Source organism: Rickettsia endosymbiont of Urophora cardui (assembly GCF_964030725.1).
GTDB lineage: Bacteria > Pseudomonadota > Alphaproteobacteria > Rickettsiales > Rickettsiaceae > Rickettsia.
In genome coordinates this window covers 47,618-62,064 of sequence record NZ_CAXIPY010000005.1, presented here as the reverse complement: position 1 = coordinate 62,064, position 14,447 = coordinate 47,618, and the positions used below count along the sequence as shown (strand labels likewise).

Below are 14,447 nucleotides of genomic sequence, written 5' to 3'. Positions count from 1 at the left end.
GAAACTCCTGTCTGCTTCTTTTTCAGTAGCAGAAGTATAGATTAGTTTCAAATCCGCTGCTAATTGCTTTCTATCTTTATATGATACATATTTGAGGCTATTCCTGATCTGATGGACAATACAAATTTGATGTTCAGTTTTCGGATATACTGATGCAATAGCATCAGACATACCAGTTAGATTATCACTACAAGCAATTAAGATATCTTTTACTCCTCGATTCTTCATTTCAGTAAAATTACCGAGCCAAAATTTAGCTCCTTCATTCTCACTTATCCATAAGCCTAAAATATCCTTTCTGCCAGATAAATCTATTCCTAAAGCTACATATACTGATTTATTAATAATAAGTTTATCTTGTCTTACTTTCACTACTAAACAGTCAAAATATACTATAGGGTATACTGATTCAAGAGGTCTACTCTGCCAAATCTTGACCTCATCTATTACTTCATCTGTAATCCTGCTGATTAGGCTCTCACTGATCTCAGCTCCATATAATTCTTGCAATTGTGTTTTAATATCAGACACACTCATACCCTTCGCATATAAGGATATTATCTTTTGGTCTAAGCCATCTATTCTTGTTTGTTTCTTTGAGACTATTATAGGTTCAAATTTACCTTGTCTGTCTCTTGGAACATTTAGCTCTATAGTACCATTCTCACTAATCAGATTCTTACTAAAACGGTAAATTCCAGTATTAATTAAGCCAGATTTATATTTTCTTCCCATACCTCATTGGGTGTTTTATAACCGAGCACTTTTCTTGGTAAATTATTTAAAAAATCCTCAATTTCTTGTAATTGCTTTATTGTTAATTTTTTTATATCTAAAGATTTAGAGTATACTCTGTGCACCATTGAGTTAATCTTCTCTATCAATGGTTTTTGCCATGGAGAATAAGGATTGCAAAAATATACTTTTCGTTCAGATTTTGGCAATAGTTGTTCATGATTGGTAAATTCTTTGCCATTATCTAACGTTATGCTTTTGATTATATGCGACAATTGTTTAAGTTTTTTATTCATGTTACCAATCACATCTTGTGTTCTTTTTGAACGGTTTAAAGTGAGAAACACTTTTTGTGTTCTGATATCCACAAGAGCGCCTATATTACGACTTTGATTACCTTTGTTAAAAGTTAAATCACCTTCTAAATGACCTATTGCTGCTATCTTTCTATTTATCTCTGGTCTTTCAGTAATGGAAACTCGATTTGGTATTGTAATTCTTTTGTTTCTGATTCTTGTACCATGATGCAACCTATTTTTCCTTTTTCTTGCTAAAGATAAATATAATTTTTGCCTTTGTGCTATAGGAGATGTATAAATAAACTGGTATATACTCTCTGTAGAAATATTGACAGTATCTCGTGATAGTTTACGTCTACCTGAAATTATATCTGGTGAAATACCCTGTGTTAACTGCTTTATTATTTCTGCTCGTAAATTATTATCAATATCTAATTTTCTTTTTCTCTTACCTTGCCTTAAACTGCAAGCAAGTGTGTTAGCCCTATCTGGTCTATAATTATGCCTCATTCTCTTGAGTTCATAACATATAGTGCTTTTATCACGGCCAATCTTTGTCCCTATATATCGCGAGCTATAACCACTCTGATTCATTTCGTATATTTTAAATCTTTCATCTATCGTTAAATGAGCCATGATATATCTATATTTAAATGATGCTCCTCGCAGCAGAGCTACGAGGTATCTAAAAAAGTTTTAGTTGTTTCTTATGATATCACGAAGCAGAGCTTCGGGGAATTAAACCCTGAGAGATTAAATAAACGTATTGTATCAACAATGCCATCTGTCTGGTATATCAAATTCAGATTTCCAAGTTGATCTTTGTTTAATTTCTATATCTCAGGAGTTTCGCACTTAGCAAATAATATGCTAATCTAGAGAAAAATAGTTTTAGATAAAAATGACAAGATCAAAATGTAGCAAAGATTTATATAAATCATTCTTACAAGCAAGTAGTGTAAGATATACTAGCAAAGCATTATCTGAAGTAAGTCCATTAGATCTATCGCACGATAGTGCAAGTCGATGGTTAAAGAGTAAGGATTTTCGCCCTAGCGAAATCTATAGCAAAGTGTCAAAATATATTGATCTGGAAGATCCTTGTTTATTATTGGGAGATGACACCTTATTGTCAAAGCAATACAGTAAGAGGATCGAGCTTGTAAATTATCAATATTCTGGGGCTGTACATGATGTTATACCTGGTATAGGAATGGTAAACTTACTGCATTACAATACTCAAATTGATCAATCCAGGAGTTTCGCACTTAGCAAAATTGTGTATTAGTTAGAAGCCATTTAATGTTGTTCTGAATTGATGTTTTTATAACTTCCCAAGTTTGTTGATATAAAGTAATGTTTTCATTTATCCTCCTTTTGTTCATATCAAGCCAGGCCAATACAGCAAGGCAAATATGATTTCTTTGAGCTCGACCCGTGCGTGCCTGACAGCATTCAATACCACAAGTTTGTTTCAATTCTCGATGATAAACTTCTATAGACCAACGCGCCTTAACAATTTTCTCTATTTGCTCACGTGTAGGATTCTCTAAATTAGTTGTTATGTAATCAATGCGACCATTTTTTGCCACAAACTTAAATACCGTAACCCAACCGTATCCACGTAGGTGAATTTTTAGCCCTTCATCGGGAATCTCTAAAGTTTCCAAGCTAACATTACGATTAACTTTTCTATTTTTTCTTAGGTTGGTAACCCATATCCAACCTAAATTACGTATATGTTTTAAATTATCCAAACCACTATACCAAGCATCCATAACTATAGCATCAGGCTTGATACCTCTTTCTTTAGCTAAAGTAAGCATATCACAAAAATGCTCGTTCTTTGTTTTACCATCAGTTTCTTTATCATATATTCTATAATCTACAGGAGTAGATTGATCAATTTGAGTATTGTAATGCAGTAAGTTTACCATTCCTATACCAGGTATAACATCATGTACAGCCCCAGAATATTGATAATTTACAAGCTCGATCCTCTTACTGTATTGCTTTGACAATAAGGTGTCATCTCCCACTAATAAACAAGGATCTTCCAGATCAATATATTTTGACACTTTGCTATAGATTTCGCTAGGGCGAAAATCCTTACTCTTTAACCATCGACTTGCACTATCGTGCGATAGATCTAATGGACTTACTTCAGATAATGCTTTGCTAGTATATCTTACACTACTTGCTTGTAAGAATGATTTATATAAATCTTTGCTACATTTTGATCTTGTCATTTTTATCTAAAACTATTTTTCTCTAGATTAGCATATTATTTGCTAAGTGCGAAACTCCTGTATCTTTATCATTCGCTATATCCCATTGCTTTTCTTTAGGATTCGGCAAATCGTCTAAACAGCTTTTAGCGAGTTCTAAGGATAAGAAATTATCAATTACTCAATGTTTAAAAGGCGATAAAAAATACTCTTTTTCTTTTGCTGCATTTATTATTTTTTTTATGCTTTCTTCTGCAAAATTTTTCATTTGCTGCTGAGAAAATCGTTTGGTATTCATTATTACACCTCTTATTTTGCTTGAATGTTATAGCTAACACGGAAATGTTTCTACCACAGATTAGGAAAAACTTAGGCATTGATCAATAATTTTACGTAAACAGTTTTTAAAGTTAGTCCAGCAATGTTTAATAGGATTTAGATCTGGTGAATATGTGAGTAAATACAAAAACTATGGTAAAAACCTTTCCGCGTTAGCTATATGTTATTTTTGCATGGATCACTTGCACTATTGTCACCCCGTGACTTGTTCACGGAGTCCAGTTAAAAATACTAATGATATTAGTATTTTTATTTATTTTCTGGATACCTAAGGTACAAGCAACTAGATGACACCACTCTCACAATAACGATTTACTTATGCCATACTGTGCGGTTAATATAATCCACATAACTTAAAACTATACGTAATATCTTCTTAGATACAAGTCCTGCTTCATTATAATCAGATACTATAGCTTGCGAACGTTTATTATCATGCTCTTCAGTAATAGTCTTTACCGCTTGTAATACCCGCTCAGCCTTAAAACCAGACATAATTAACGTCCCGGCATCCATACCTTCAGGACGCTCGTGAGCTTCTCTAATATTTAAGGCAGGCAAATTAAGTATTGATGCTTCTTCAGTGATAGTACCGCTATCGGATAAAATACAAAAAGTATTCATTTGCAATTTTACATAATCGGTAAAACTAAAAGCCGGTAAAAATCTTATTTTATCTTCCAGCTCTTTAAAATTTTCTAAATCTTCAAGTCTTTTTTTAGTTCTCGGATGCGTAGAAAAAATTATCAGGAAATTATACTCTTTAATAAGCATTTGTAGACTATGTAGTAATTCTTTTAAATTATTTTTGACATCTACATTTTCTTCACGATGCGAACTAATTAAGAAATATTGTTTTGGTGTGAGTGATAATTTATCTAGAATATCTGACTTTAATATTTTAGGCATGAAGCAGTCAAGTACTTCTGGCATATGTGAACCTGATTTAAAGGTAAGCTCAGCCGGTAGCCCTTCAGCAATTAAATAACGTCTTGCATGCTCGGTTAATGTAATATTAACATCGCTAATATGATCAATGATTTTGCGGTTTATTTCTTCCGGCACTCTTTGATCAAAGCAGCGATTTCCTGCTTCCATATGAAAAATCGGAATCTTACGACGTTTAGCAGCAATTGCAGAAAGACAAGAATTAGTATCACCGTAAAATAGCACAGCATCAGGTTTTTCTTTTTCAAGAACTTCATCTACTTTTTCAATAACAAGTCCTATAGATTTTGCTGTGTTATCTGCTGCAACTTCTAAAAAATAATCTGGTTTTCTGATTCCCATATCATCAAAAAAAACCTGATTTAATTCGTATGCATAATTTTGACCGGTATGAACTAGAATATGTTTGGTATGTTTATCAAACTCAGAAATCACACAACATAGCTTAATAAGCTCAGGACGAGTACCGACAATCGTCATTACCTTAAGCATTTTTTAGCTCCTCTTGAATATGATCAAGATTGAGTAACAACTCTTTGACTTCTTCTAGATTTAAACGCTTTGTGTTATGGGAAGTATAATCCTCTAGAAGTGCTACTTTCTTTTCACCCTCAACAAAGTACTTTGCATAATTAAGATCGCGTCCATCCATAGGAATGCGGTAGTAATTACCTAAATCCTCGGCTTTCGCCATTTCCTCCGATGATACTAAAGATTCATAATGTTTTTCACCATGACGTGTGCCGATAAAACGTATTTTATTTTTACTATCAAATATTACTTGTAATGCTTTTGCGAGTATTTCAATAGTACTAGCCGGAGATTTTTGTATCAAAATATCACCTTGATGACCATGCTCAAATGCATATAAAACTAAATCTACGGAATCTACGAGCGACATTAAAAAACGCGTCATTGAGGGTTCTGTAATAGTTAAATCTTTATTTTGCTTAATTTGATTAATAAATAAAGGAATTACCGACCCTCTTGATGCCATAACATTACCATATCTAGTAACACAAAATACTGTTTTATCTTTCACATTCATACGTGCTTTTGCTACTGTTAGCTTTTCCATTAACGCTTTAGATAAGCCCATCGCATTAATTGGATATACGGCTTTATCAGTGCTAAGTACTATAACTTTTGCAACTTTATTAATTGTTGCTGCTCTTAAAACATTTTCAGCACCTAAAATATTAGTATTTATTGCTTCCATCGGATAAAATTCACATGTTGGTACTTGCTTTAAAGCAGCAGCATGGAATACGTAATCTACACCTTTCATTGCGTCATCAATGCTGTTATAATTACGCACATCCCCGATATAGAATTTAATTTTTGGATTATTCAAAGCAATACGCATATCTTCTTGCTTTTTTTCATCTCTACTAAAAATTCTGATTTCTTTGATATCTTTAATAATATCATTTTTAAGAAAACGAGAAAGTACTGCATTACCAAATGAACCTGTACCTCCGGTAATCAACAAAGTTTTATCTACAAACATTATTTATAAATACCTATTTTTAATGATGCTCCTCGCAGCAGAGCTACGAGGTATCTAAAAAAGTTTTAGTTGTTTCTTATGATATCACGAAGCAGAGCTTCGGGGAATTAAACCCTGAGAGATTAATTTATTTCGACGTCATCGGGAGGATAGGCGAAGCCTACTGTGTCATCCCCATGGCTTCTATGTTATTCTTAGCAACGGCGGGAATCCAGAAAAAAAAAATATAAATACAACAAATTTTTAAAATTAAAAGCTCGACTTATCTCGCTTTTTCTGGAACCCGTGGTCAAGCCACGGGATGACACACATCACCCAAAACACACATACGCTTCACAAGCTCCCTCCACTCAGGCGGGTTATAACCTGTTATCTTATTAAAACGTATAGCGTCCAGTGAGCGATCTATTACTAACTCATCTGATGGAATAATATCGATTTTTTTATTATATATTTCTGCTATTAGCTTTAATAATTCTAACTTATTAATTGGCTTTGATGCAACATGATAAAGACCGTGAAGCTTTTTATTAGGTAGCACAAAATCCTTTATTATTCTTGCAAGCTCTACAGTCGGAAAACCTGAATATATAGCTTTTTCAAAACCTTTTACTGACCCTTCTGAACTTAAAAACCAGTTAGTCAAGCTTCTATTTCCTGAAAGTTCATGACCTATAATTGAGGTACGAAGCGTAATAGCATGCGGATAATCTACCTCACCAAGAAATTTAGAACGACCATATAAATCATAACAATCCGGAAAATCACTTTCTTTGTAATTACCTTTTTTTCCTGAAAATACACAATCAGTGCTAATATGAATAAAACGTGCATTAATAAGTTCACATAACCTTGCAAGCCTATGCGGCAGTAAACTATTAATGGGTAGTGCTTTTAAAGGATCATTTGCATCAGCAAGCTGTTTTACCAGCCCTATACAATTTATTACTACATTAGGCTTTACTTTATTTAATACTTCAACTAACGAATCGTTATTCTCAACATCTACATTTGGAATTATTTTATCTGCTAACTCTTTAGAAAAATAAGAACGAGCTGAGCTGCTCCGACTTGTCGCATAAATATCAAGATTTTTGTCAGTACTCAAAAACCTAAACATGCTATGACCAAGCATGCCGGTTGCACCTAAAATCAATATTTTCATAAATTAAATTTACTTTAATTTCCACATCGTTTCTAACATAAATAGTATATCGTTGCAATAGGTTTTGTAGTAGACACGTCATTGTGAGGAGATGCATAGCAGAGGACGGAGGCAATCTCATGAAGCAATACAATAATTCCTAAGATTGCTTCGTCGTTTTGCTTCTCGCAATGACGTTATTTTAAGTCAACCTCTTGACTATCTCTTCCCTTTTTATCAAAGGTAGCACCTTTGATATTTCCGGTCCTGATTCCTTACCGGTTAAAGCAAGACGCAATGGTAAAAACAACTCTTTTCCTTTTCGATTTGTTATTGCTGCGAGTTTTTTAGTCCATATCCCCCACGTCTCGGTGGTAATTTCTTCTTCAGGTAATAACTCTGCTGCTTGTTTTAGATATTCTTTATCTAAATTCAAATCTTTTATGTTTGGAGTTTTATGACAAATCTCCCACCAATCTTTTGCATCAAATAATTTTTTTAAGTTAGGTCTTACTGGTAGCCAAAAATTTTCGTCAATATATTCAGCATCTATTTCTTTAAGACGATCTTTTACCTCGTTAAATTCTAGACTTATTAATAATTTATGATTTAATCTTTCTAGATCTTCCGGCTGGTAAATAGTTGGGCTTTTAGAAAAACTACTTATCTCAAAATGTTTTACTAACTCATCCATCTTTTTATGAGGGATAATTTGTGCTGATGATCCAAGCAAACTAAAGAAGCTCGCAATTGCCATCGCTTCTAATCCGATTTCTTCCCTTAAGGTTGCAATCTCAAACCCCCCTACTCTTTTTGAAATTTTTTCATCCTTATTAATGATTAAGCTTAGATGTCCAAAAGTTGGTGGAGACTTATCTAAAGCTTTAAACATTTGAATTTGAATAGCAGTATTACTAACATGATCTTCGCCTCTAATAATGTGAGTGATCTCATAATCAACATCGTCAATAACCGAGCATAACATATAAGTCATACTTCCATCTGCCCTTATTACTATCGGGTCACTTAAAGCCTTACCCTCATACTTAACTTCGCCTTTGATCATATCATGCCAAGCAATCGGTTCATGATCTACCAAAAATCTATAATGCGGCTTTCGTCCTTGTTCTATATATTTTTGTATTTGATCTTCTGTTAGATTTAGGGCTGATCGATCATAAATAGGAGGCAACCCTTTAGAAAGCTGAAATTTACGCTTTAACTCAAGCTCTTCTGGCGTTTCATAGCAGGCATATAATCTTTTTTTATCCAATAATAGTTTTTTGATCTCATCATATCTACTTAAACGACTTAATTGATTAAATGTTTGATCCCAATTAAGGTTTAAAAACTTTAGGTCTGTTCTAATAGCGTCTTTATATTCTTGTTTGCTACGCTCTAGATCCGTATCGTCAAATCTTAAAATAAACTGTCCATCATGCTTCTTCGCATATAGCCAATTAAGTAGTGCTGCTCTTATATTACCGACATGTAACATACCTGTCGGTGATGGAGCAAATCGTGTTATAACTTTTGTCATTTTTACTTATTTTTTTGTCTTTTTAACTTTTATCTTTTTATCGACAAGATTAGTTACCTCATCCATATTTAGAGGATTTGGTTGTTTAGCAGCAATTGCATTTAGTTTTTCTTCAATTAACTTCATTGCATCATCTAAGCTTAAATTTAAGAAATCATATTTTTTAGGTATCGAAATAAATTTACCCATATATTTTATGTATGGAGCAAACTTACCATACCCGACTAAAACTTCTTCACCGCTATCTTTATGATTACCGATTTTAAGCGGTAAACTCAAAAGCTTTAATGCCATATCAAGAGTGATATCATTTTGATTTAAACCAGCAGGCAAAGGTGAGCGTTTTGGCTTTATTTTGCTATCAACTTGCTCACCATATTGGATATAAGGTCCATAAGGTCCTTTTTTCAAATATATTTCTACTCCCTCTTTATCCTTGCCTAAAACTTTGTTTGCATTAACAATATCTTTTGCTTCCCCATCAGCTTCATTATTATCATTACCACTAACAATAGATTTTCTAAAATTACATTCAGGGTAATTGCTACATGCTAAAAATGCTCCAAATTTACCAAGCTTTAAGCTTAGCTCACCAGTTTTGCATGATGGGCAAACTTTAGAGTCTTTATTTTCCCCAAATATATGATAATCAAGAGCTTGCTGTACATAGCTAATAATTTCTGTAATGTTTTGCTTATTTACAGATTCTATATTATGGTTAAAGCCATTCCAAAAATTACCTAAAGCAGATTTCCATTCAAGCTTGCCAGTAGCTATTTCATCTAGCTCATTTTCAAGCCCTGCTGTAAAATCATATTCAACATATTTTTTGAAAAAACCAACTAAAAATACCGTCACTAAAAGCCCTAGCTCTTCAGGCATAAAACGTTTTTTCTCTAACGTCACATATTTACGATCTTGTAAAACTGATAAAATAGTAGCATAAGTTGATGGACGACCAATTCCAAGCTCTTCAAGCTTTTTCACTAAGCTAGCTTCTGAATATCGTGGCGGTGGTTCGGTAAAATGCTGATTTGGAATGATCTCTTTAGTTTTCAAATGCTCTTGTTCTTTTAAAGGCGGCAGCATCTTATTTTCTTCTTCAGCCTCATCGTCTATACTTTCACGATAGACTTTATAAAACCCATCAAAAGCTATAGTTGATCCGTTTGCTCTTGCCAAATATTCCTTATTTTCTGAAGCTAAAGTTGCATTTACTAAATCCATTATGACATTTTCCATTTGGCAAGCTATAGTCCTTTTCCAAATTAATTCATAAAGCTTATAATAATCTTTCTCTAGCTTTTCCTTTAAATCATTAGGGATATAGTTAATATTTGTCGGTCTTATAGCTTCGTGAGCTTCTTGAGCGTTTTTGACTTTCGATTTATAAATACGCGGACTGCTTGGTAAATATTTATCGCCATAATCTTTATTTATTAATTTACGTATTTCATCTACCGCATCGTTTGATAAGGTAACGCCGTCAGTTCTCATATAAGTAATAAGCCCGATAGTTTCCTTACCGATATCTACACCCTCATATAGCTTTTGGGCTATTTGCATGGTCTTTTTAGCACTGAAACCTAATTTTCGTGCAGCTTCTTGTTGCAGGGATGAAGTAATGAAAGGCGGTTGCGGCTGACGTTTTTGTTGCTTCTTTTCTATCTTATCAACATGAAAATCTTGAGATTTAAGCTTTTCGGTTAAATCTTTTGCTGCTTTATCATTAGTAATCGAAAATTTTTCTAGCTTTTGGTCGTTTATATGGGTTAATTTAGCGGTAAATAGCTCATTATTACTATTTAGCATTTTAAGGCTAATATCCCAATATTCTTCCGACTTAAATCGTTCTATCTCATCTTCACGCTCACATATTAAACGTAATGCTACAGACTGTACACGCCCTGCTGATTTACAGCCAGGAAGCTTACGCCATAAGAGAGGTGATAGTGTAAAACCAACTAAATAGTCTAAAGCTCTTCGTGCTTGTTGAGCATTTACTAAATTATTATCAAGTTTTCTAGGATTTTCTATAGCATGAGTAATTGCGTTTTTGGTAATTTCGTTAAACGCTACTCGCTTAAAAAAATCATCGGATTTGACTTTGTTTTTTTCTTTAATTACTTCTGCAATATGCCATGAGATGGACTCACCCTCACGGTCTGGATCGGTTGCAAGATATACTGACTCAGCGTTTTTTGCATCTTTAATTATTGCATCCACATATTTACCTGCTTTCTCTGAAATATCATATTTCATTGAAAAATTTTCATCAGGTATTACAGAACCTTTTTTAGATGGAAGATCTCTAATATGACCAAATGAGGCAATAACTTTAAATTCATCACCCAAATATTTATTTATTGTTTTTGCCTTTGCTGGCGATTCTACTATTACTAATTTCATCAATTATTATTATTTATTATATACTTATCTAATTTGTATAATTTTATTATAAAAACAACTATTTTTACTTATCAGCAGTATAAATTAACGATATTTTATTGCTGGGGTGTCGCATTGCCTTACCAGCAAGCTCTAATTCTAATATTATTGTATATATAATAGGCAGCGGTAATTCCGTCATTTTTTGTAAATAATCAAAATCTATCGGTACTGCAGATAATAATTCTATAACAGCAGCACGCTCTTTTTCTGATGGTTCTTTTACCTGCATTGTATTTAGTGGCTTAAAATTAGCATCTAACTCAGCAAAATCTTTAAATAAGCTTTCATCTTTCTTCATAAATTCTTCATATTGCGGCAAATTAGCTACAATATCATTAACTGATTCTACTAAATATGCACCTTGTCTAATAAGTTTATTTGTACCTTGACATCTTGGATCTAAAGGAAAACCCGGAACGGCAAAAATTTCTCTATTCTGTTCAAGTGCAAATCTTGCGGTAAATGATGCTCCTCGCAGCAGAGCTACGAGGTATCTAAAAAAGTTTTAGTTGTTTCTTATGATATCACGAAGCAGAGCTTCGGGGAATTAAACCCTGAGAGATTAAACCTTCTTTCTCTAAACTTGCAAACAATTTTTTATTTTCCGGTGGATATATATGATCAATACCGCCAGCAATAACTCCAATAGTTCTAGAAGTTGCTGCTTGATGCACACTGCTATCTATTCCTCTTGCTAAGCCTGAAACAGTCACATACCCCTCTTCTGCTAACTCGGCAGCAATTTTATGAGCAAAACTTCTCCCGTTTGCCTAGGCATTTCTAGCTCCAACTATCGCAATACATTTATGATGATTTAGTAAATCTATATTACCTTTATAGCTTAATACCGGCGGGGGATCATAAATTTCAAATAATAATCGTGAATATTCTAGAGATTTATATGTGATAAGTTTAGAATTATTTTTTTAAGCAGTTCTAATTCTTTCTCAGCATCACTTTTACTAAAAATCTTAATCGGCTTTGATTTTCCACCCCTTAGTGAAAAATCCCCAATATTTTCTATCTGAAGTTTTGACAAAAATTCTAATTTTTCTGACTAAAGTAAAAATTTATATTTAAAGTTAAATATTTAGTGCTTTTATCAGCTTAAAAGCGATATTTCTACAATTTAAAGTAAATTATTGGATATATAATACAAATTATAGATTGATACACTCGCCACTTTTTTTAATAAAAATTTTTTGTCAAAACTTCAGTTCTATGCTAGTTGCTATATCACCAAATAACTTTATTAAGCTATAGAAAGTTTTAGGTCCTACATTTTCACTTCTAATAAGTCGTAAAATATTAATTGTTTCAAGATCATAAGATATTTTAGAAGTAGGAGCAGAAAATAGTTCTTTTAGCATTAGTAAAGTTTGTTTGGTGTTAGTGAGTGTTTGTTATTATTTCTGCAAATGTTATTGCTAAAAGAACAGTAGACGAAGTTTTATTTGGAAAAGAGCAAGGCGTTTTGAAGCTTTTAACCGCAGCGTACATATAGTACGTGAGGATTAAAAGCAAAAAACAACAACGCCAATTTTTCAAATAAAACGAGTATACTATAATTTCTCTGCATGTGAGCTTAAGTAATGTGCTATACCCTCATGCGATGGCGTAATAGCTTCTTCACCTTTATGCCAACCTGCCGGACAAACTTCACCATGTTTTTGATTATGAGCTAATGCATCTATTACTTTCAATGTATAATTAATATCACGACCGATTGGCAGATCATTAACTAACATATGACGTACTACAAAATCTTCATCTATTAAAAAAGTACCACGTAATGAAATACCGCCATCATTAAGCACGTTATACATTGAAGAAATTTCTTTTTTAAGATCAGAAACCATTGGGAATTGAACCTGTCCAAGTCCACCTTTGCTATGAGGAGTATTTTTCCAGGCTAAATGGCTAAAATGCGAATCAACACTAACTGACACTACTTTAGTATTTCTTTCAGTAAACTCACCAAGTTTATTATGAAATGCTATAATTTCCGATGGACATACAAAAGTAAAATCTAACGGGTAAAAGAACAATATAATTTTATGTCCTTTAGCATAACGGCTAAGAGTCAATTCACCTTCTACATTATTATTAGGCATAATTGCTGTAGCTGTAAAATCTGGGGCAGTTTTGCCAACAAATACTTTCATATTTTCACAAACATTCTCATTTTTTAGCATATTCTCACCTTTTTAGTTAACAACCTAATTATGATATATAAAACTAATCATTATTACAACAATAAATCTTCACAAATTTTATTTACTTTCTTTCTTTTCTGAAGAAGTTTTTAATTGGTTAAATATACCTAGAGTTTGAGTAATAAAACTACTTGGCTCTGAAAGATTTGCAGGTAAAATTACTGTGTTAGTATCTTTAGCTAAATTACCGAATGCGTTAATATACTGCTCGGCTATTTTAAGAGATACCGCCTCACTACCACCAGTTTTCTGCATTGCTGCTGCTATAGTCTCAATACTTTTAGCTGTAGCGGTTGCAACTAAACCAATCGCTTCCGATTCACCTTTTGCTCTATTAACTTGATCAGTATAGGAAGCTTCTGAATTTAGAACTATTTGTGCTTTTTCCCCTTCCGCATGGTTAATCTTTGCCTGTCTATTACCCTCAGACTCTAAGATTTGTGCACGTTTTTGACGCTCTGCCGCTACTTGCAATTCCATAGCTTTAAGGATAGATTGCGGTGGCTGGATATCCTTGATCTCATAACGCATACATTGTATGCCCCAATTTATCGCTGCTTGGTTAATGGCTGCAACAATAGCAACGTTTAAAGTTTCACGTTCTTCAAAAGTTCTATCTAACGGTAATTTACCAATTTCCGAACGCATAGTAGTCTGTGCAAGCTGGGTTATTGCATAGTAAGGATTATTAACACCGTAAGACGCTGCCATTGGATCAATGATTTTTACATATAAAACACCATCAATAGATAATGTTACGTTATCGTTTGAAATAGCAGTTTGTGCAGTAACATCTATCGCTTCTTCTTTCAAAGTATGTTTATAAGCTACTCTTTGAATTACCGGAATTAATAAATTCAATCCAGGTTGCAGCACCTTATCGAACTTCCCTAATTTCTCCACTACCCAAGCTTGTTGCTGAGGCACAACTTTAACCATTTGTATTATAACCAAGATAGCTATGATACTAAAAATTAATAATGCATATTCCATATTTACACCTTTTTTATTTTCGCTTTTATCTTATATCTAAATTT

At 33.2% G+C, this 14,447-nt stretch carries 11 protein-coding genes and 3 pseudogenes; 1 reads left to right on the top strand and 13 read right to left on the bottom strand.

Translation table 11 applies throughout. From position 1 onward, the window contains the following. Nucleotides 1–9 precede the first annotated feature (9 nt). Both AAHI98_RS06755 and AAHI98_RS06750 read right to left on the bottom strand, forming a co-directional pair. Nucleotides 10–684: pseudogene (locus tag AAHI98_RS06755) on the bottom strand (IS256 family transposase); the annotation flags it as partial. A gap of 23 nt (nt 685–707) precedes the next feature. Further along, nucleotides 708–1,670: an IS30 family transposase gene (locus AAHI98_RS06750; protein WP_342225440.1), complete on the bottom strand. Its 963-nt coding sequence runs from the start codon at nt 1,668–1,670 to the stop codon at nt 708–710. 265 nt (nt 1,671–1,935) lie between these two features. Between AAHI98_RS06750 and AAHI98_RS06745 the strand changes: the two are divergent. Next, nucleotides 1,936–2,289 (top strand): annotated as a pseudogene (locus tag AAHI98_RS06745) (IS701 family transposase); the annotation flags it as partial. Between the two features lie 13 nt (nt 2,290–2,302). On the opposite strand, the gene AAHI98_RS06740 reads toward AAHI98_RS06745, so the two are convergent. The 11 genes and pseudogenes from AAHI98_RS06740 to AAHI98_RS06690 all read right to left on the bottom strand — a co-directional run bounded on the left by AAHI98_RS06740 (nt 2,303) and on the right by AAHI98_RS06690 (nt 14,403). Next, complete coding sequence (locus tag AAHI98_RS06740) at nt 2,303–3,283, bottom strand: IS701 family transposase (protein WP_342224656.1); 981 nt, start codon at nt 3,281–3,283, stop codon at nt 2,303–2,305. Nucleotides 3,284–3,913: 630 nt separating this feature from the next. Continuing rightward, the gene (gene wecB, locus AAHI98_RS06735) at nt 3,914–5,041 is read right to left on the bottom strand and encodes a non-hydrolyzing UDP-N-acetylglucosamine 2-epimerase (protein WP_342225438.1); all 1,128 of its coding nucleotides are present in this window, start codon (nt 5,039–5,041) and stop codon (nt 3,914–3,916) included. Then, the gene (locus AAHI98_RS06730) at nt 5,034–6,059 is read right to left on the bottom strand and encodes a polysaccharide biosynthesis protein (protein WP_342225437.1); all 1,026 of its coding nucleotides are present in this window, start codon (nt 6,057–6,059) and stop codon (nt 5,034–5,036) included. The genes wecB and AAHI98_RS06730 overlap by 8 nt, the downstream gene beginning before the upstream one ends. 289 nt (nt 6,060–6,348) lie before the next feature. Beyond that, complete coding sequence (locus AAHI98_RS06725; RefSeq protein WP_342225436.1) at nt 6,349–7,224, bottom strand: dTDP-4-dehydrorhamnose reductase family protein; 876 nt, start codon at nt 7,222–7,224, stop codon at nt 6,349–6,351. Between the two features lie 181 nt (nt 7,225–7,405). Next, nucleotides 7,406–8,743: a glutamate--tRNA ligase gene (gene gltX, locus AAHI98_RS06720; protein WP_342225435.1), complete on the bottom strand. Its 1,338-nt coding sequence runs from the start codon at nt 8,741–8,743 to the stop codon at nt 7,406–7,408. A gap of 6 nt (nt 8,744–8,749) precedes the next feature. After that, entirely contained in the window at nt 8,750–11,152 is a 2,403-nt protein-coding gene (gene topA / locus AAHI98_RS06715) for a type I DNA topoisomerase (protein WP_342225434.1), read from the bottom strand. Between the two features lie 64 nt (nt 11,153–11,216). Continuing rightward, nucleotides 11,217–11,492 carry a DprA-like winged helix domain-containing protein gene (locus AAHI98_RS06710; RefSeq protein ID WP_342225433.1) on the bottom strand — a complete coding sequence of 92 codons (276 nt, stop codon included), beginning with the start codon at nt 11,490–11,492 and terminating at the stop codon, nt 11,217–11,219. A gap of 226 nt (nt 11,493–11,718) precedes the next feature. After that, a pseudogene (locus AAHI98_RS06705) lies at nt 11,719–12,060 on the bottom strand (DNA-processing protein DprA). Nucleotides 12,061–12,399: 339 nt separating this feature from the next. Then, on the bottom strand, nt 12,400–12,564 hold the full coding sequence (locus AAHI98_RS06700; RefSeq protein ID WP_342225432.1) for a DNA processing protein DprA: 165 nt from the start codon (nt 12,562–12,564) through the stop codon (nt 12,400–12,402). 192 nt (nt 12,565–12,756) lie between these two features. Beyond that, nucleotides 12,757–13,359, bottom strand: coding sequence for a peroxiredoxin (locus tag AAHI98_RS06695; RefSeq protein ID WP_342225532.1), 603 nt, complete (start codon nt 13,357–13,359; stop codon nt 12,757–12,759). Between the two features lie 108 nt (nt 13,360–13,467). After that, complete coding sequence (locus AAHI98_RS06690; RefSeq protein WP_011477384.1) at nt 13,468–14,403, bottom strand: SPFH domain-containing protein; 936 nt, start codon at nt 14,401–14,403, stop codon at nt 13,468–13,470. Nucleotides 14,404–14,447: the final 44 nt, after the last annotated feature.